At 59.0% G+C, this 18613-nt stretch carries 16 protein-coding genes; 12 read left to right on the top strand and 4 right to left on the bottom strand.

All coding sequences use genetic code 11. The features are described 5' to 3' along the window. Positions 1-3 precede the first annotated feature (3 nt). Positions 4-570, top strand: coding sequence for a membrane integrity-associated transporter subunit PqiC (locus CKO11_RS00080; protein ID WP_223631684.1), 567 nt, complete (start codon positions 4-6; stop codon positions 568-570). Positions 571-809: 239 nt separating this feature from the next. Here the strand turns inward: CKO11_RS00080 and CKO11_RS00075 are convergent, their stop codons facing one another. The 3 genes from CKO11_RS00075 to CKO11_RS00065 all read right to left on the bottom strand — a co-directional run bounded on the left by CKO11_RS00075 (position 810) and on the right by CKO11_RS00065 (position 4745). After that, a complete protein-coding gene (locus tag CKO11_RS00075; RefSeq protein WP_223631683.1) occupies positions 810-1784 on the bottom strand; it encodes an ATP-binding protein in 975 nt (324 codons plus the stop codon). Between the two features lie 41 nt (positions 1785-1825). Then, a complete protein-coding gene (locus tag CKO11_RS00070) occupies positions 1826-3202 on the bottom strand; it encodes an integrase catalytic domain-containing protein (protein ID WP_223631682.1) in 1377 nt (458 codons plus the stop codon). Between the two features lie 436 nt (positions 3203-3638). Beyond that, on the bottom strand, positions 3639-4745 hold the full coding sequence (locus CKO11_RS00065; RefSeq protein WP_223631681.1) for a tyrosine-type recombinase/integrase: 1107 nt from the start codon (positions 4743-4745) through the stop codon (positions 3639-3641). A gap of 844 nt (positions 4746-5589) precedes the next feature. Here CKO11_RS00065 and CKO11_RS00060 point away from each other — a divergent pair. The 11 genes from CKO11_RS00060 (at position 5590) to CKO11_RS00010 (ending at position 17919) form a co-directional block, all read left to right on the top strand. Continuing rightward, positions 5590-6012: a helix-turn-helix domain-containing protein gene (locus CKO11_RS00060; protein WP_223631680.1), complete on the top strand. Its 423-nt coding sequence runs from the start codon at positions 5590-5592 to the stop codon at positions 6010-6012. A gap of 2 nt (positions 6013-6014) precedes the next feature. Next, positions 6015-6389, top strand: coding sequence for a hypothetical protein (locus CKO11_RS00055; RefSeq protein WP_223631679.1), 375 nt, complete (start codon positions 6015-6017; stop codon positions 6387-6389). After that, complete coding sequence (locus CKO11_RS00050) at positions 6367-7911, top strand: type I restriction-modification system subunit M (protein ID WP_223631678.1); 1545 nt, start codon at positions 6367-6369, stop codon at positions 7909-7911. The genes CKO11_RS00055 and CKO11_RS00050 overlap by 23 nt, the downstream gene beginning before the upstream one ends. Next, entirely contained in the window at positions 7908-8312 is a 405-nt protein-coding gene (locus tag CKO11_RS00045) for a nucleotidyltransferase substrate binding protein (RefSeq protein WP_223631676.1), read from the top strand. The genes CKO11_RS00050 and CKO11_RS00045 overlap by 4 nt, the downstream gene beginning before the upstream one ends. Then, on the top strand, positions 8309-9925 hold the full coding sequence (locus CKO11_RS00040) for a restriction endonuclease subunit S (RefSeq protein ID WP_223631675.1): 1617 nt from the start codon (positions 8309-8311) through the stop codon (positions 9923-9925). Before CKO11_RS00045 ends, CKO11_RS00040 begins: the two co-directional genes overlap by 4 nt. Then, on the top strand, positions 9922-10812 hold the full coding sequence (locus tag CKO11_RS00035) for a DUF6615 family protein (RefSeq protein ID WP_223631673.1): 891 nt from the start codon (positions 9922-9924) through the stop codon (positions 10810-10812). Before CKO11_RS00040 ends, CKO11_RS00035 begins: the two co-directional genes overlap by 4 nt. Before the next feature lie 15 nt (positions 10813-10827). Further along, positions 10828-12099: an anti-phage deoxyguanosine triphosphatase gene (locus tag CKO11_RS00030; RefSeq protein ID WP_223631671.1), complete on the top strand. Its 1272-nt coding sequence runs from the start codon at positions 10828-10830 to the stop codon at positions 12097-12099. Continuing rightward, positions 12096-13088, top strand: coding sequence for a DUF4268 domain-containing protein (locus CKO11_RS17550; RefSeq protein ID WP_223631670.1), 993 nt, complete (start codon positions 12096-12098; stop codon positions 13086-13088). Before CKO11_RS00030 ends, CKO11_RS17550 begins: the two co-directional genes overlap by 4 nt. Continuing rightward, the gene (locus tag CKO11_RS00020) at positions 13081-16215 is read left to right on the top strand and encodes a type I restriction endonuclease subunit R (protein ID WP_223631669.1); all 3135 of its coding nucleotides are present in this window, start codon (positions 13081-13083) and stop codon (positions 16213-16215) included. Before CKO11_RS17550 ends, CKO11_RS00020 begins: the two co-directional genes overlap by 8 nt. 128 nt (positions 16216-16343) lie before the next feature. Beyond that, entirely contained in the window at positions 16344-16592 is a 249-nt protein-coding gene (locus CKO11_RS00015) for a helix-turn-helix domain-containing protein (protein WP_223631668.1), read from the top strand. A 1-nt stretch (position 16593) separates the two neighbouring features. Further along, the gene (locus CKO11_RS00010) at positions 16594-17919 is read left to right on the top strand and encodes a type II toxin-antitoxin system HipA family toxin (RefSeq protein ID WP_223631667.1); all 1326 of its coding nucleotides are present in this window, start codon (positions 16594-16596) and stop codon (positions 17917-17919) included. Here CKO11_RS00010 and CKO11_RS00005 read toward each other — a convergent pair. Next, positions 17858-18571, bottom strand: a complete 714-nt coding sequence (locus CKO11_RS00005) for a helix-turn-helix domain-containing protein (protein ID WP_223632328.1) — start codon at positions 18569-18571, stop codon at positions 17858-17860. The genes CKO11_RS00010 and CKO11_RS00005 overlap by 62 nt on opposite strands. Positions 18572-18613: the final 42 nt, after the last annotated feature.

The following is an 18613-nucleotide window of genomic DNA, read 5'->3' as shown; positions in this document are numbered from 1 at the left end:
GCGATGACCTTTGCCCCCAAACCCCTGATCCTCGGCACCCTGCTGTGCGCTGCGCTGGCTGGCTGTGGCGCCAATGCGGCGCTTTATCTGGTGGAGCCCCCGGCCCCGACCGAGCAACTGGCCAACCGGTTGGGGCGCGTCGAGGTGCGCGAGGTGGTGCTGCCGCAATATGCCACCGCGCCCGAGGTAACGGTGCAAGAGCCCGACGGCGCGCTGCGCCCCCAACGCAACCAGCTTTGGGCGGATGCGCCCAGCCAAGCGATCACCCGTGTGATTGCCATGCAAATCTCGGCCTATAGCGGGGCGACGGCGGTGGCCGAACCTTGGCCGCTCAGCGATGGCCCCGAACGCCGGCTGGAAATCCGCGTCGCGCAGCTCTTGGCAGGATCGGATGGGGCATTTCACCTGTCGGGGCAATACTTCGTTACCCCGGTGATGAGCCCTGGCCGCGATGTCGCGCGCAGCTTCAACATTTCGGTGCCGCTGAACGGTGACGGCCCGCAAGCGATCGCCGCAGCCCAAGCACTGGCCCTGCAACAACTCGCCCGCCAGATCGCGCAGCTGAAATAAGGCTAGCACGGCAGACTTGAGAGCGGCCAATTGCCAATGTACCATAAGCTTGCACACCCAGATGATTCGGGGGCGATGTGGCCCTCGAATAAATATATTATTTCAATGCCTTGCGAGACCACAGCTTTCACCCGCAAGGCATAAGCATGCACAGTTGACACATAAGCATGCACGGCTGCGGCCAAAAAAAGGGCCCGCGATGCGAGCCCTGAAACGTCGATACCAATCTTGGTCAGCCGCTATTCGTCCAGCATCATCTGCGTGAGCTTTTCGCCGTCGATCATGTTGCGATAGTCGGGTGCGGTGAAAGGGCACAAGCCCTGAGGCAGGCGGGAATTCTGGGCATAGGCCTCGGAGAACATTTTGACAGTGACGGTCCTCTGGCTGCGAAGTCTGCACAAGCCGAAGGCGCGGATCAGAAGCTCGATGACGAGGCCCCACCTGGAGGCGCAGGCAAAATCGAGGCGCTGCAGAAAATCGACGTCAACAAGGTCTTCGACATCAATATCGGCGCGTTCGGCATAGGTGTAGACGAGCTTGTTCAACTCGATCATGTCCGGATCCTTTGTCGGATCGGCGAACCTGCCAAGGTTGATCTTATCGAAATGAATGTGGGAGAGGAGATGGGCGATCTGCTCTTCAGCGTTCACATGGCTGGCCAGAACCGGGACGCCTGACAGGATGAGCATCAATGGCCATTCCGGTTCCTTCATCAGCGCCTTAAAACGGTCGAGGAGCTTTTCGTTGGACTTTGGGCCCGACGTAAAGGCGTGCTGGCATTCATCATAGTAGAGTCCGATGACGCCCTGTTCGCGGCATTGATGGCGAACCATGTTCCAGAGTTCACCCTGGGTACGCCGAGGGTTCGCGCTGTAGCCCATTGCCTCAAGAGACTTGTGGCCAAGATCTTTCCAGCTGATCGACCCATCAAGCTTGCAATAGACAATCTTGCCCGGTTTCCCGTTGGGCATCGCGGTCATACTGGCGTTGAATTCATCGACAAGCCGGACGGTTTCGGAGGTCTTGCCGACCCGGGATTCCCCAGTCACCAGCAGGCCGCGCGCTTCGAAATGCCCGCCAATCTTGGCTTTGACATAGTAATCGTGCAGGCAGTTTTCAAAAGCTTCGCGGAGCTTTGCCGCGCGCGGGAAAGTATAATGGCCGCGCTGCAGAGCAAGTGATGCGTTGACGCGTTTCTGGTCGATGAAACCCATGGGTATCCTTGAAAGGCTAGAGGTGATTGAGATGGCGGTAGTTACAAGATCTCACCCTTTTGGGCGGGTCGGCCGAGCCGAACAGGGGGCTCCGAAGATGGTTTTTCGGCCTTGGGCTTCGGCTTCCTCGCTGGCAGAGCGGGCGTAGAGACCGGTCCTTCAGGCTCGTGGTCTATGACATTTTCAGCGCCGAGCGGCAGGATCCCCGGCCCCGAGGTCGCGGTGGCCAGAGAGCCGGGGGCGACCGTATCGAGCGGCACATGCGTGTTGACCAGCCGAGATGAGGCGAACAGGCTCTTGGCCTTCTTGCAGGCTTCGGCCTGAGTGACATAGCTCCTTGGAAGCCGCCGCTCGACGCCGATTTTCTTGAGCTGATCATGCCTCTCGAGGCGAACCTTTGCGATCCGGTCTTCGTAGAGCGTTGTCAACTCTGGGTTTTCACGCCGGTAGTGCGTCATCAGCTCCAGGAATTCGGATGCGGTCAGATCGGCGAAGGCGGTCGTCTGTAATGCCAGCTTATATGGCTCTGGATCACGAGGGATCACTGCGGTTGCAAAGTTCAGATTGTCGGGATCAAGATATACGGCGACCTTGCCCTGATACCCATCGATAGCGAGCTGAAATTCGTCGGACGAATAGAAGAGGCCCTCCAGAACCCGCACACCCTCGTCATTGGCTTTCAGATCAAATTTCCAGCCCAGATGGATGCGACGGAGATCCTCATCCAAAGGTCGAAAGATCCCGCGGGTCTCATTCAGTTCTTTATAGACCTCGGCAGACCGACGCCCAGCCATCCCGACGCCCATATGTTTCAGGGACGGGTATTCATCGATGAAAAACTTGGTCAGGATTTCATAGAGGAGGTCGATATCCAGCACGCCGGATGCCTTGGCGTCATATCCCGGCAGCTCTCCCGCCTTGCGACCCGTGTAGCCGGGAACCAGTTTGAACATGACGGATTCGGAGGTGCCGAGGATGCGCTCGACATAAGGTTTGTCTGCGGAAGCGTGGGTCCGCACGTCGGTATTCGCCGATGCAATCCCCATGATCGCGGCCTTGACCTCCGCGTTGCGTAGACCGGTGCCATTATCATTGCGCACCATGCCAAGTCCCATCGCGGGCATCGGATCGCCTTCGCACCCGTAGATGCGCTTCTCCCGCGTCTTGTCGCGCGTTGCCATGCGCAGCAACTGCAGCGTGGCTTCGGCTTTCGGCTGGTCGCTGACAACCCAGGCCAGCGGCATACGTGTCGCGACATCGATCATGACCAGAATGGTGAGGCGGCTGCGGATTTCCTCATCCGCCCATTCCATCGCCTTCTTCATATCTTCAGACAGCGTATGCCAATAACCATTGGCCTTCGCTGACGTAATCAATGACACCCGACACTCGTCCATCTCACAGAATTCGCCGATCATGAGGGCGCGCACGTCCGAGCTCCCGCGGCCCCGCTTGTTGCGCGCATAACGCTCAGCTACACGACACTAACGATTCTGTCGGCCGAAACCGGTGCGCATAGGAACACGATCCGGGCCGTTCTGCAGAACGAGGGGGTCCAGCCGTTCCGACCGAACGGCTTGGATGTCGGACCGATCTATCTTCGCAACGCTGTTGAGCCGGTTGTCGCACTCTTGAAAACTCAGGGTGAAAAGTGACCGCTAACCACGGGTTACGATGAAATACCGTTCTATCCCAGTGTGCTAGAAGAAACCTTCGACACGGCACCCCAAGCCTCTTGAAATGGGGTGTGCATGAAAACCGCCAAAACGTGCAAGCTTATGGTGCATTGGCAGGCCAATGGAAACTGGTGACCCCGGCAGGATTCGAACCTGCAACCTGCCCCTTAGGAGGGAGTCATTCATTTTGCCGATCCTTCTTTGTTTTTTTGCGCTTACGTTTTTCCACAGGTTCCATCTGTACATGGTTTGTACGAAACCGCGCCCTGACTGCAGCCTCGTCCGTCTCTGCATGGGCGTAAATTCGCATGGGCAATGTGGCGTCTGACCACCGCCCTGCCTTAGCCGCCGTGACGGGATCGACCCCCTGCCGCACCACCAGTTCGGTATAGAACCCGTGCCGCCCGGCGCGGTGCGCGGACAGATAAGGGATGCCTGCGCGCTTGCAGATCGTTTTCCAGCGATTGTTGTAGCCGGTCGAGCTTCCGTATCCGAAGACGCGGGGCGATAGCACTTGCCCAGTCTTGAGGTTCTTCGGCCGTTTGGCCTTCAACGCGACCAGCTCGGCCATCATCTGCGGCGAGACGGTAATCCACCCTTCGGTGTGCCCCTTCTGCGCCTTGATCTTCACTTGGCAGGAAGCTGGTCGGAGATCATTCGGCTCGATCGAGATCGCTTGGTCGATCCGGGCTGCTGTCTCAAACATAAAACGGGCCAAGGCTGCGTTGTAAGGATCGGCCTCCGCGCAAAACGCCTCGATCCAATCGCGCGTCGCGGGGGTTCGCTCGACACGACTTGTCTTGCCTCGCCGCTCGTCCTGCGCGATCCGCTCGAACTTGTCGTAGCGTTTGACCGTCAGATGCGGCGTCCCCTTGTGCTCATGCGCATGGTTGATGACCGCCCGCGCCGGGGTCACGATCTCGCGCCACCAGGTATCGGTGCAGGCATTCGGCTTCAGCTTACGACCAAGGCTTTTCAGCAGCGCGCCGGTGATTGCTCCCAGCGGCATATCCCCGATCAAGTCCAGGATCGGCAAAAGTTGCCGCGCATCCTTGGCGGTTGCCGGGTAGAAATTGACCGCATCAGCGAACCGCAAGCTGTGCTCTTCCCCGACGAGGTGCCTGCGGATCTGCAGCTGCGTTTCGTCGTTTATCCAGTCCCGCGCGCCAGCTTCAGTAGTCGCTCGCGTGCTTTGGCGGTATGGACCGGCGATCGGTCGGCCATTGTATTCGACCCAGCCCTTGACCCAGAAGACGGAGCCACGCTTGTAGATTTCGAGCGGCATGCCTGTCCTTCCTCGAAAATGGTGTCAATTTGCGCGGGCGTGATCAGCATCGTGCGCCCCAGCCGGAAGAACGCGCCGGTGTCGTTGGCCTTCTCGCGCAGCGTCCGCTCGGAAATCTCGATCCCGTGCGTGGCCATTATCTCGACCCACTGAGCGGGCGTCTTGCCAATGGTGAGTATCTGGGACTGCTCTGCATGTTCCGTGTTCATCGTCGCCTACCCTTTCCCGCCGCAGTGGGCGGTCTTGCGCGCTGCGGCGACGGTGAACAGCGAGGCACATTTCTCTGATGCTCCGCTCGGGATCTGCGTATGGTAGGCACCGGGGGCCGTGACGATATGATCAGATCGGCTCGAGTATTCAGGAACGATCTGCAACCTGGTGACCGATAAGTATGCAGTTCGGTTTTCCTTGGAGACGTGTGCTTTCGTTCCATGTGTCAACGCTGCGCAGGGCATGGACATTTTGTTTTCCCTCTTTCAATCAACTTGCCCCAAATCCCCGTCAGGCCTCTTCCTCTCTAATTCCGGACCCCTGGTCGCGTGCTGCCGGAAGCGCTCCCAACCGGTCATCGTCAATCTCTTCGTCTTTGAGGATATCTCGACGAACTCGAGGCGCCCCTCGTTCATCAACGCGCGAACTTGCGCGGGGCTCAGTCCGACTATTTCGCCTAGCTCCTTGGGCGAAAGCAGTTTTTCTTGTGCCAAAACCATCTCCTTTTCGTAAAGTGGAGCGAATCGGGTCACACGCAGCAAAGCACCGCGCCCGAACTGAAACACGTCAAATAACGTTCATTTGTGCGTATAGCATTCAATCGAGCGCTAAAACAAGGGTCTTGCCGTCAAAAATGGTGGATCGTCCGCATGACTACCTGAGCGCCCTAGGCGCGCGCATCTCGATCGCGCGCAACGAACTTGGCATGTCGCAGGCCAAAATGTCGGCAGCGCTTGGGATATCGCTGCGCGCCTACCAGAGCTACGAGCTGGGCAAGCGCTCGATCCCAGTCGAGGCGCTGGTCGAACTGCACCGTCAGTTCGCCGTGGACCTCAACTGGATACTCCTCGGCGTCGAAGCCGTTCGGCTGGAACACGACCTGACTGCGCTGGAGGAATTCGAAATCGCGTTGGATAGGCATCTTTCCGCCAGCGGGATCAAGATAAGAAGCGAAAAGCGCGGGGCTATCGCCGCGCGTTGGTATCGCTCCTTTCTAGAAGGAAAGGAAATTTCCATGGACGATGTCCACACCTGGATCGAACTGTTGAGAGAATAAGAATGGACCTGAGGCAAACCGAGGCGTGGCAGCGCCACCAACTGGCAACCACTGAGCGAATGCAGGCCGACATTGGCCACTTTACGCGCCCGGTGATGATCACCATGTGCGTCAGCTCTCTGGCCTACCTGATGTCCTGGGGGCCGCTCATTGGCCTTGGGGATGCTAACAACATGCCATGGCTTCCGCTTCTGATCGCGGGACTTTCCGCCTGCATCATGGCCGTGACAACTCCGGCCTTCACCTTGGCAGTCGCGATTGAAAGCTATTTCCGACGCCGCCTGCACCGCGAAAACTTCACTGCCAGGCAGGGGGTGATCGTTCGCCTGAAGACATTTACTGGTAGGAATTCCAATGGCCGAAGCGCGCACCTCTGATCTCGGATTCGAGGCCGATCTTTTCAAAGCCGCCGACCGACTGCGCGGCAACTTAGAGCCGTCCGAATACAAACACGTTGTCCTTGGCCTCGTGTTCCTCAAATACATCTCCGAGGCGTTCGAAGGCTACCACGCCAAGCTGGCATTGGACGACTACGCGGACCCCGAGGACCCCGAGGAATACCTCGCCGAAAACATCTTCTGGGTGCCGCCAGAGGCGCGTTGGTCGAACCTGCGCAACAAGGCGCGTGATCCGAACATCGGCAAGATCATCGACGACGCGATGGAGGCCATCGAGCGCGTCCCGGCCAACGAAAAGCTAAAAGGCGTTTTGCCCAAGAACTACGCCCGCCCCACGCTCAACAAAGAGATGCTGGGCGACCTGATCGACCTCTTCTCCAAGATCGACATGCGCGGCAACGCGACCGAGGCCCGCGACCTGCTAGGCCGGGTCTATGAGTACTTCCTCTCGGGCTTCGCCTCATCCGAAGGTAAGCGGGGCGGCGAATTCTTCACGCCCCGTTCTGTCGTCAAAACCCTCGTGGCCATGCTGGAACCGAAAAAGGGCCGTGTCTACGACCCCTGCTGTGGCTCAGGCGGTATGTTCATCCAGTCCGAGAACTTCATCGAAGACCATGGCGGCCGCCGCAACGACATCTCGGTCTACGGGCAGGAGATCAACCACACCACATGGCGACTGGCGATGATGAACCTCGCCGTCCAAGGCATCGACGCCGAGATCAAATGGAACAATGAAGGCTCCTTCATCCGCGATGAACTGCCGGACCTGCGCGCCGATTACATCCTCGCCAACCCGCCCTTCAACATCTCCGACTGGGGCGGAGAGCGGCTGACCGAGGATGGGCGCTGGAAATACGGCACGCCGCCCAAGGGGAACGCCAACTACGCCTGGCTGCAGCATATTCTGCACCATCTGGCCCCGCGCGGCACGGCGGGCGTCGTGCTGGCCAATGGCTCTATGTCCTCGCAACAATCGGGTGAAGGCGACATTCGCAAAGCCATGATCGAGGCGGACAAGGTCGATTGCATGGTCGCCCTGCCCGGGCAGCTGTTCTATTCGACACAGATTCCCGCCTGCCTGTGGATCCTTGCCAATGACAAATCCGCCAATGGCCACCGCGACCGCAAGGGACAGGTGCTGTTCATCGATGCGCGCCAGTTGGGCCACATGGTCGACCGCGTGCGCCGTGACTTCGACGATACCGAGATCGACAAGATCGCCGACACCTACCACCGTTGGCGGGCCAAGGCGCCAGATCAGCCCTACAAAGACGAACCGGGGTTCTGCGCCAGCGCCGATCTCGACGCGATCCGCAAGCATGACTACGTCCTGACCCCGGGCCGCTATGTTGGTGCCGCGGATGAGGAAGACGACGGCGTGCCCTTCGAGGAGAAATTCGCAGCCCTCGCCACCCAGCTTGACGCGCAACTGACGGAAAGCGCCCGCATGGCCGATCTGATCCGGCGTACGTTGTCGCGCATTCCGGGAGGCACGCAATGAAATTGGAGCTGTCATCGTTTGAGAAAGCCCTAGCCTCGCTGGACGAGGCGCTGACGGAATTTGACCGCACCCAAAGCCAGTTCGTGAAAGACGCCTGCATCCAGCGGTTCGAATACACCTATGAACTGGCCCATAAGCTGCTGAAACGGCAGTTGGAGGCGATGTCGCCCAACCCGTCCGAGATCGACCAGATGAGCTTTCCCGACATGATCCGCTCTGGCGCGGAACGCGGGCTCTTGGCCAATGGCTGGGATGAATGGCGGCGCTTCCGCGATGCGCGCAACGCGACCAGCCATGCCTACAACGAGAAAAAGGCCAACGAGGTGTTTGAGCGCATCCCCGCCTTTCGGGACGAGGCTGCGGTGCTGTTGGCCCGCCTGCAAGAGCGGAACGCGGAATGACGGTTAAGATCGACATCAGCCCCGAACAACTGGCCATCGTGCAGGGGATATTGAAGGATCACCTGCCGAAGGGCACGCTGGCCTGGGCCTTTGGCAGCCGCGTGGCATGGACAGCCAAGCCCTTTTCCGATCTGGACATCGCGCTGGAAGGGGCCGCGCCCTTGGCACCCGATGTGCTGATCGATCTGGAAGAGGCGTTCGAGGCCTCGGATCTGCCATGGAAGGTGGACGTGATCGACCTGACCGCCGTGTCGCCAGAGTTCCGGGCGATTGTGGAGCGGCAGAGGGTGCCTGCGGATTGGCAGCATATGACCTTCGCAGAAGCGGGAATTACTCTGCTTGATTGCGACCACAAGACGCCAGCCGCCCAACAATCTGGGCGGCCTTATGTAGGCATACCTCAGATCACAACAGGTCGCGTGGATTTTGCGTCGGCCAGAAAAATCTCCGAGGCGGACTTTATCACTTGGACACGGAAAACCAAGTATCAGAAGGACGACGTAATCCTCTCGCGGCGCACAAACCCTGGTGTTACCGCTGTTGATGACACGGGAACCGAGTTTGCGCTCGGTCAGAACTTGGTGTTGTTGCGCGCCGATGGAACAAAGGTATTTCCCCCGTTTCTTCGCTGGATAGTTCATTCTCCCGCTTGGTGGGTGGAGATCGAAAAATATCTGAATGTCGGCGCTGTTTTTTCCAGCTTGCGTTGTGGGGACGTTCCCAAGTTCGAGTTTTCTTTTCCGCCAACTTGGGAACAAGAGGACATCGCTAGAATCCTGCGCGCCCTCGACGACAAGATCGAGCTGAACCGGCGGATGAATGAGACGTTGGAGGCGATGGCGCGGGCGGTGTTTCGGGATTGGTTCGTCGATTTCGGCCCCACCCGCCGCAAGGCCGCAGGGATCACCGACCCCGCCGCCATCCTCGGCGGCCTCCTCCCCGACCCCGAAAAAGCGGCCCCCCTCGTCGCCCTCTTCCCCGACAGCTTCGGAGACAACGGCCTGCCGGAGGGGTGGGAAGAGCGCCCATTCGTGGGGTTTCTTGACATCATCGGTGGCGGAACACCAAAAACTAAGGTCCCCGAGTATTGGGGGGGAAAGGTGCCTTGGTTCTCGGTGGTGGACACGCCGCCCACGGGTGGAGTCTTCGTCTGGAATACCGAGAAAACCATCACCGAGCGTGGCGTTGCCGAAAGCTCTGTCCGGATGATCGACGCCGGAACCACGATCATCTCGGCGCGTGGTACGGTCGGCAACATAGCAATGGCAGCGCGCCCAATGACGTTTAACCAGTCTTGCTACGCGCTACGTGCCGTTGAGCCAGTCGGCGACATTTTCGTCTACCTTGCGACCGAACGCATGGTCGAACGACTGAAGGCCATGGCGCATGGGTCCGTCTTCTCGACAATCACCCGCGCAACATTCGAAAGCCTGAACTTCGCTTGGGCGGGCGAGGATGTGTTCACGGCCTTTGAGAGGCTGATCGAACCAATGTTCGAACTGATCAAAGCCAACGGCCAAGAAAACCAAACCCTCGCCGCCACCCGAGACCTCCTCCTCCCCAAACTCATGTCCGGCGACCTCCGCCTGACCGGCGCGGAGGATGTGGTGTGAGGGGATCGCTGCTGCACAGCCTGCTGGAACTGGCCCACGCGACTTCGCAGAACCTCGGGTTCGCGCATCGCGACGATGTGCATGTCAGCTATGGCGAGGAAACGATTACCGAAACCAACCTACTGGAACTGCGCCGCCGCCATCCGGCCATCATCACGCTGAACACCTTCGGCAAGGCGAAGGAAGCAAAAAACGGCGCGGATTGGGAATGGCACATTATCGGGCGTCGCCGGAAGTTCCGGATGCGCGTCCAGGCCAAGCGGCTGCAAAAGGACCACAAGCTGAAGATCCCGCACAAGGTGAAATCGACGGGCAAAGAGCAGATCGACCTGTTGATCAAGGATGCGAAGAAACATCGCCTCAAGCCCGTGTATTGCATCTATTCAACGGAAGCGCAGCGCGACCACTGGAAAAAGGAAAACGTTGGCGGGGGCTTTGAGGCCTTCGAAGCGGGCTGTCTCCTGGCCCACGCACAGACCGTCAAAGCCAAGATGCCCAAGACCCTCGCCGATATCGAGAAAGACTGCGTGCCATGGCATTATCTGGTGGAGCGGCGGGACTATGCCCAAGCGAGCCTGACTCACGTGTTGGACGTAGACAGCAGCGTGTTGCGTTTCGTCGTTTCCTCTGCCGATGTGAGGGTCGCGACCGGCTCTGACCGTTCGCGGGACAGCGCGGCGGCACTGGGCTTCCCAACGCTCGATGAATTGAACGCCCCGGATCGCCCAGACCGGGAGATCGAAGGTCTCGTGGAAATTGGCGAGCCGGAATTTGAACGCCGAGGGAGCGCGGCAGACTACCGCGAGCGAGGGATCGGTCGTCTGGTCGAGATTGATGTTCGCGATTTTCCGGAGCGTCCTGAGCCGAGGGACCTGCCGGATGAGTAACGTTGGGATTTAAGCATGACATCTGAACAATCATTTTTTGAAGAACGACTTCACGAGGATCAGCCCAATCGCCTCAAAGATGGCCGGTCGCCATTTCAACGGGACCGGGCGCGGATCATGCACTCAGCGGCCTTTCGCCGACTGCAGGGCAAGACGCAAGTCATGGGAACCGGAGAGGGTGATTTCCATCGCACCCGGCTTACGCATTCTATTGAGGTCGCGCAGATCGGCTATGGCTTGCTACAAGTGCTGAGAGCCGAGAAGGCTACTTTTCATAAGGATGTTCAAGAGTGGTTGCCGCCGCGTGATCTGATTGAAGCAGCGTGTCTCGCCCACGATCTTGGACACCCTCCATTTGGCCACAAAGGTGAGCAAGCGCTGCATAAGGCGATGTTGCGCCATGGTGGTTTTGAAGGAAACGGCCAGACACTTCGCATTCTCACGAAGCTCGAAAAATACAAGGAGCGCGGGAAGGGATTGTACCCAACCCGTCGCCTGGTTCTCGGGATCTTGAAGTATCCGCGCTCCATGGCGTCGTTCAATCTCGATGAATACGCTAAGAAACCGCCGAAATCTTATCACGACGATGAGGCCACAGTTGTAGATTGGGCTTTGGCGGGATTTACCGAGAGCGATCGAGAGAAGCTAATTACATCTGCTGATGGCAAAGGCGCTCATCACAGCCTTGACTGCAGCATTCTCGAACTCGCTGATGATATAGCTTACGGCATTCATGACATTGAAGATATTGTTGCGCGCGGCCTCGCGTCAGACAAAGAGATCCGAGAAGAAATCACTGAGGCGTTCGCGAAAATTGAAAATCTGGCTGGTTTTGACGCGAAAACAGTCTGCGATGGCCTTCTGTCCGACAGTTTTCGAAGAAAGCAGACGATTTCGGGGCTTGTGAACCTCTTCATTACGAACGTGGCTCTTTCAGAGCACAGTTCGTACGAGCACGCGCTACTCAGGTTTAACGCAAGTTTGCCCGAGCCTCACGCAAGGCTTCTGAAAGCTCTGAAGGGACTAGCCTACGAACTCGTGATCCGAAAGGCGAAGGCCCAGCAGCTTGAACGACGCGGCCAAATGGTCGTGGCGCAGTTATTTGACACTCTGATCTCAGACCCCGAGCACCTTATTCCTCCTTCATCCTGGCAAGATGGATGCAGGGAAAGCTCTCCAGAAAGACGGGTTTGCGACTACGTCGCTGGGATGACAGACAGCTATGCAGAGCGGCTTTATAAACGCCTGTTCAGCCCAGGCTTTGGAAGTAGCGGAGATGAGCTGTGAGTGCGCTCGGCCGTTTAGAGAAAATTGACCTCCGCGATATCTGGCGCACCGAAGATCAGGACTTCACTCCATGGTTGGCGCGGGAGGAAAATATCTCGCTCCTTGCTGACACGCTCGGGCTGGAGTTGGAAGTCGAGGCGCAGGAGAAGGAGGTTGGGCCGTTTCGTGCCGACATTCTGTGCAAGGACATCCGCAATGACAGCTGGGTCTTGATCGAGAACCAGCTGGAGCGCACCGATCACAGGCATCTCGGCCAGTTGATTACATATGCGGCAGGGCTCAAGGCCGTGACGATTGTTTGGGTAGCGGCAACGTTCACTGAAGAGCACCGCGCTGCGCTGGATTGGCTGAATGCGGTAACGGGCGATGATTTCCGTTTCTTTGCTTTGGAGGTGGAGCTTTGGCGGATTGGCGAAAGCCCAGCTGCGCCGAAATTCAACATCGTTTCCAAGCCGAATGAATGGTCGAAGACAGTTGGAGCGGCCACTCGGCGGATCGAGACGGAAGCACTGACGGATACCAAGCAGTTGCAATTGGCCTTTTGGGAGCAGCTTCATGCTGAACTTCAGACGCATCCCGGAATACGCACGCAGAAACCGCGCCCGCAGCATTGGACAAACATACCTATTGGTCGCTCTGGTGCGCGCTTGGGCGCGATCCTCAATTCCCGCGAAGAGAAGATTGCTGTCGAACTGTATTTGGGTGACGAGAATGCCATGGCGTATTTTCGGGAGCTGGAGGCCAGCAAAGCTGCCATCGAAGAAGAATTGGGCTATGCTGTGGATTGGCGCGCCTTACCGGACAAGCGGGCCAGCCGAATCTTGCTTATCCGCGAGAAATGCCCTCTAGAGGACCAGGCTCGATGGCAGGAATATCGTGAATGGCTGACTGCAAAACTGGAAGACTTTGATCGGGTTTTCCGCGCCAAGGTGAAAGCCCTTGACCCATCCCGCTTTGCAGCATCGATAGACGGGGCCGTCGATGATTAACGAAGACCTCGTTGAACAAGCCGCGCTGGCCATTTTGCAGGATCAGGGCATTCCCTACCTAGGCGCGGATGTGATCTCGCCCGATGGCACAGGCCCAGAGCGCGCATCCTATGGCGAGGTCGTGTTGCTTGGGCGGCTAGAACAGGCCGTGGCGCGGCTGAACCCCCGCGTCCCCGAAGACGCCCGCCGGGACGCGCTGCGGCAGGTCACCGGTGCTGCGTCGCAAAGCCTGACCGAAGAAAACAGGCGCATCCACGCGCTGCTGGTCAATGGCGTGGATGTGGAGTTCAAGGCGTATGATGGTACGATCCAGGGCGACAAGGTCTGGCTGGTCGATTTCGAGAACCCGCAGGCCAATGACTGGCTGGTGACAAACCAGTTCACCGTGATCGAAGGCAAGCACAAGCGCCGCCCGGATGTGGTCGTGTTCCTGAACGGTCTGCCTGTCGCTGTGATCGAGCTGAAGAACGCGGCCAGCGAGGCCGCGACCATCGAGGATGCCTTCGCCCAGCTCCAGACCTACAAGCAGCAAGTTCCGTCCCTGTTCCGGACGAACGCGGTGCTGATCAGTTCGGACGGATTGTTGGCCCGGATCGGCTCGCTGACTGCGAATGAAGAGCGCTTCATGCCATGGCGCTCTGTCACCGGCGCAGCGGGGGATTTCACACCCGAGGGGCCGCAGGAAATGGCGACGCTGCTCAGGGGCGTGTTCGACAAGGGGCGGTTTCTTGAGCTTTTGCGCGATTTCACGGTGTTCGGCGATCTGGGCGAGGGGCCGTTCAAGATCATCGCAGGCTATCACCAGTTTTTCGGCGCGCGAAAGGCATTGGCCAGTGCGATCGAGGCGACGCAGCCCAAAGGCGACCGCAGGATCGGTGTGATTTGGCACACGCAAGGGTCGGGGAAATCGCTGCTCATGGCGTTCTTCGCGGGCTTGCTGGTGCGCAGCCCTGCGATGGAGAACCCTACACTTATTGTCCTGACAGACCGGAACGATCTGGACGATCAACTTTTCCAGACCTTTGCCATGACGAAAGACCTGATCCGGCAGACGCCCGAGCACGCGGAAAGCCGGGAAGAGCTGCGCGATTTGCTGGCCCGGCAATCCGGCGGCGTGATATTCACGACCATGCAGAAGTTCACCCCGGAGAAGGGCGAAGAGCGGTTCCCGACCTTAACCGACCGTCGTAACGTGATCGTCATCGCCGATGAGGCGCATCGCAGCCAATACGGGCTGGATGCGAAGGTGAACACAAAGACCGGTGAACGGAAATATGGTTATGCCCACTACGTACGTCAGGCGCTTCCCAATGCCTCGTTTGTCGGCTTCACTGGCACGCCGATTGAGACTGCGGACGTAAACACCCCAGCGGTTTTTGGCGACTATGTCGACATTTACGACATTACGCGGGCCGTCGAAGACAAGGCCACGGTGCCTATTTACTATGAGAGCCGGTTGGCCCGGATCGAACTTGACGAAGACGAGAAGCCGAAGATCGACGATGAGATCGCTGCGATCCTCGAAGACGATACGCTGTCCGAACAGGAGAAGACCAAGGCCAAGTGGAGCACCGTTGAAGCGCTGGTCGGTGCAGAAAAGCGGCTGAAGCAAGTGGCCGCCGATCTTGTAAAGCACCTGGAAGCGCGGACTTCCGCCCTTGGTGGCAAAGCCATGGCGGTTTGCATGAGCCGCCGGATCTGCGTCGCGCTCTATAACGAGATCGTCGCGCTTCGCCCCGACTGGCATTCGGACGATGATGCATCTGGCGCGGTCAAGATCGTCATGACTGGCTCAGCATCGGACCCGCTCGAATGGCAAACGCATATCGGAAACAAGAAACGGCGCGATGAACTTGCGAAAAGGGCGCGCGACCCGGATGACCCACTGAAGCTGGTCATCGTTCGGGACATGTGGCTGACCGGCTTCGACGCCCCGTGCATGCACACAATGTATGTCGACAAGCCCATGCGGGGACATGGGTTGATGCAGGCCATTGCCCGGGTCAACCGAGTCTTTCGGGACAAGCCGGGCGGACTGGTGGTCGACTATATCGGCATTGCCCAGAACCTCAAAAATGCTTTGTCACAGTATTCCGACGCCGACCGCGAACGCACCGGTATCGACGAGGAAGAAGCCGTGGCTCTGCTGGCTGAAAAGCTCGACGTAGTCCGCCACATGTTCAATGGGCATGACTACAGCGCAGGCCTGCACGGCATGGCTCAGGCACGCTTGCAGGCGCTCGGTGATGCGGTCGATTGGATCGTCGGACAGCAAGCACAGGCAGCACGCCAGAAGTCGTCCGACGTCGATAAGAAGAACGAGCTTTCGCGGTTTCAAGACGCAGCTCTGGAACTGTCACGCGCCTTTGCTCTGGCGTCGTCCAGTGATTTGGCGAAGGACGTCAAAGACGAGGTCGGCTTCCTTCAGGCCGTTCGCGCGGCGATGACCAAAACCACGGTCAAGGGCAAACTCTCTTCGCGGGCGAAGCAATTTGCCATCGAGCAGTTGGTCAACAAGGCGGTTGCCAATGCGGAAATCGTCGACATCTTGCATGCGGCGGGTATCAAGACACCAGACATTTCCATCCTGTCCGATGAATTCCTTCTCGAAATTCAGTCTATGGAGCGCAAGAACCTTGCCCTGGAGGCGCTCAAGAAACTCCTGAACGGAGAAATCAAAAGCAAAGCCAAACGAAACATCGTCGAAAGCCGCGCCTTCAGTCAGCGCCTTGAAGAAGCCGTAGCCCGCTATCACGCGAACGCCATTTCCACGGTCGAGATGATCCAGACCTTAATCGACCTTGCCAAAGACGTGAAAGCTTCTGCGGCCCGTGGTGAAGCCGAAGGCTTGTCTGATGAAGAGTTGGCCTTTTACGACGCCCTGGCACAGAACGAGAGCGCCGTTGAAGCCATGGGCAACGAACAGTTGCGCCTGATCGCGCATGAATTGCTCGATCAGGTTCGCAAGAATGCAACCGTTGACTGGCACAAGAAAGAAAGTGCTCGGGCCCGGATGCGCATTCTTGTAAAGCGCATACTCAAGAAATACGGCTATCCGCCGGATTTATCTACAGAAGCTGCCCAGATCGTTCTCGAGCAAGCTGAGACCCTTCTGAAGGATTTGTAGGGGCAAGCACGGATACCAACTGTGCGTCTTAGTCAAGGGGGCACGAGTTATCGCCCTTGAACTATAACCCTGCATTATAGCCCAGAAGGGATATTTACAAATTATAGTCCTTGAGCTATGCATGCTCCATGACAAAAGCATCAGCCGACCCAATCCGAAGCCTGCGCCAAGCCGGGGCCGTGCTGAAGGCGCGGCGCGCGTCGCGGAAGATCAGCCAAAAGCAGCTTGGCGAGATGACGGGAACGGCGCAATCCACCATTTCCGATATCGAAAATGGTGTCGTATCCGTCAGCCTCGATGTCTACCTGCGCCTTCTCGAGGCCCTCGGCGCGGAACTGTCCGCGACGGATCGAATAGCTGACCCGGTGCAGCGCTAGGATGGCACGCATCGCACGCGCGGGCCACCGCACACGTCAAAGCAAGACCGCCGTCTGGTTCGAAACGGCGCGGGTGGGCACGCTGACCCGCGCGACGGATGGGGCCATCGCCTTCACCTACGATCCTGACTGGCTTGTGTCCGAGGTCGCTTTTCCGGTTGCCAGCGCCCTGCCGCTCACTAGGCTAAAATGGCAGGGCGATCCGGTTGTCGCGGCCTTCGACAACCTCCTGCCCGATGCCGAGGGAGAGCTGCGAGAGAAGATCGCCGCGCGCGTAGGCGCACAGGGCAAAGATGTGTTCTCTCTGTTGTCCGTGCTGGGGCGTGATTGTGTCGGCGCGCTGCAATTCCTGCCGGTGGATGAGACACCGTCCGAACAGGACATGCAGTATCGCATCGTCTCGGAAGAGGAGATGGTCGCCGACTTGAAGAACCTCGCCACCGCGCCGCTCGCCCTTGGTGAAAACGAGGATTTCCGGATTTCCATCGCCGGCGCGCAGGAGAAGACGGCCTATCTGCGTATCGACGGACACTGGGCCAAGCCGCGCGGTATCACGCCGACCAGCCATATCTTCAAGACGCCCATGGGCATCATTCCCGGCCCTGAGCAAATCGACCTGAGCGACAGCGTCGAAAACGAATTGTTCTGCATGACCCTAGCTGGTGAAATCGGCCTGCCCGTCGCGCATGTCGAAAAGCTTACCCTTCCCGGGCAGGTCGTGCTGTCGGTCGAGCGGTTCGATCGCGACTGGCGCGGCGGCATCCTGAAACGCCTGCCGCAAGAGGATATCTGCCAGTCGCTGGGCTACCCTTCTGCCATGAAATACCAGAGGTTAGGCGGCCCCGGCATCGCGCAGATCATGGAGCTCTTGAGGGAATCCGACACGCCCATCGAAGACCGGGAGACGTTCTTCCGGGCGCAGATCTTCTTCTTCCTGATCGGGGCCTCAGACGGGCACGCCAAGAACTTCAGCTTGCGTCTGGGCCGCCGGGCGCGTTTCACGCTCGCGCCCCTCTATGACATCCTGAGCGTCGCCCCGGTCGTCCGCGCCGGACGCTTGCAGCGCAAGCGCTACCGCCTCGCCATGTCGATCGATTGCCATTACGGCATCGACGAGATCGTGCCGCGCCACTTCGAGGCCGAGGGGCGCGCGGCGGGTCTGCCCAAGGGCCGCGCCTTGGAGCTGTTGCAGGACATGACCAATCGGCTAGGCCCTGCGCTGGAGCGCACGCTTCTGGCGGTGGGTGATCAGGTCCCGGCGGCAGTCAGCGAGCCGATCGCCAGCGATGCGACGCAGCGGGCGGCGCAGATGCTGAACCTGCTTTAGGTTCCGGTGCATCTATGACCAACCCCTTTAGCGCATTGTCGACCTCGCGCGCCTTCTCGGCCAACTGTGCCTCCCATAGGATACGGAACCCCTCGGCGAATTCGACCAGGCCCGCAGCGAACAGACGGATCGTGGTCATGTCCTCATCTGTGAAGGGCATCGTGCGACCGCGCAGTTTGGCCTCGTTCAGCTTGCGGGCGATGCGGTTGACCGCAGCACCTTCGGCGGCGACCAGCGCACCCCAGGCTTGCAGGTGATCGCGCACGACCGGATCGGCTGGGCGCAACAGGGTGTCGGCTGCCCCCATTAACCGGCGGAGCGCTGCGGGTTGGTCGGTGATTCCGCGGCGCGCCAGTGCGGCCTGAAAGCCGGCCAGCTGGCGCGCGCTCAAGCGGGTGCTGATCGTCGTGGTGGGGCCAGGGCACGGGCCTTTGGCCCGAATCAGCGTGTTGTAGATCGTCCGGCTCGAGACGCCGAAGCGGCGGGCCAGAGCGGCGGCTGATGTGCCTCTGGTGTGGGCCTCGATGATCTGGCGGCGTTCGTCGTCGGTCAGTTTGCGATGGTGGCTGACCTGCCCCCCGGAAGTTCCCTCAATCTGATGTAGAGTCTGCCCAACCTGAAGGAGCAGACGAATGCGAAAGAGCCGTTTCACCGAGGCACAGATTATCGGGATGATCAAAGAGCAGGAGGCCGG

This window comes from Rhodobacter sp. TJ_12, assembly GCF_020023995.1.
Taxonomy (GTDB): Bacteria; Pseudomonadota; Alphaproteobacteria; order Rhodobacterales; family Rhodobacteraceae; genus Rhodobacter.
The sequence above is the reverse complement of the archived record's forward strand: the minus strand, read 5'-3'. Positions and strand labels throughout refer to the sequence as shown.

What these genes read in the sequence shown, in the direction of transcription:
- CKO11_RS00080 (WP_223631684.1), top strand. Translation starts at nt 4, where the DNA reads ATGACCTTTGCCCCCAAACCCCTGATCCTCGGCACCCTGCTGTGCGCT.
- CKO11_RS00075 (WP_223631683.1), bottom strand. Translation starts at nt 1,784, where the DNA reads ATGGGTTTCATCGACCAGAAACGCGTCAACGCATCACTTGCTCTGCAG.
- CKO11_RS00070 (WP_223631682.1), bottom strand. Translation starts at nt 3,202, where the DNA reads ATGATCGGCGAATTCTGTGAGATGGACGAGTGTCGGGTGTCATTGATT.
- CKO11_RS00065 (WP_223631681.1), bottom strand. Translation starts at nt 4,745, where the DNA reads ATGCCGCTCGAAATCTACAAGCGTGGCTCCGTCTTCTGGGTCAAGGGC.
- CKO11_RS00060 (WP_223631680.1), top strand. Translation starts at nt 5,590, where the DNA reads ATGGTGGATCGTCCGCATGACTACCTGAGCGCCCTAGGCGCGCGCATC.
- CKO11_RS00055 (WP_223631679.1), top strand. Translation starts at nt 6,015, where the DNA reads ATGGACCTGAGGCAAACCGAGGCGTGGCAGCGCCACCAACTGGCAACC.
- CKO11_RS00050 (WP_223631678.1), top strand. Translation starts at nt 6,367, where the DNA reads ATGGCCGAAGCGCGCACCTCTGATCTCGGATTCGAGGCCGATCTTTTC.
- CKO11_RS00045 (WP_223631676.1), top strand. Translation starts at nt 7,908, where the DNA reads ATGAAATTGGAGCTGTCATCGTTTGAGAAAGCCCTAGCCTCGCTGGAC.
- CKO11_RS00040 (WP_223631675.1), top strand. Translation starts at nt 8,309, where the DNA reads ATGACGGTTAAGATCGACATCAGCCCCGAACAACTGGCCATCGTGCAG.
- CKO11_RS00030 (WP_223631671.1), top strand. Translation starts at nt 10,828, where the DNA reads ATGACATCTGAACAATCATTTTTTGAAGAACGACTTCACGAGGATCAG.
- CKO11_RS00020 (WP_223631669.1), top strand. Translation starts at nt 13,081, where the DNA reads ATGATTAACGAAGACCTCGTTGAACAAGCCGCGCTGGCCATTTTGCAG.
- CKO11_RS00015 (WP_223631668.1), top strand. Translation starts at nt 16,344, where the DNA reads ATGACAAAAGCATCAGCCGACCCAATCCGAAGCCTGCGCCAAGCCGGG.
- CKO11_RS00010 (WP_223631667.1), top strand. Translation starts at nt 16,594, where the DNA reads ATGGCACGCATCGCACGCGCGGGCCACCGCACACGTCAAAGCAAGACC.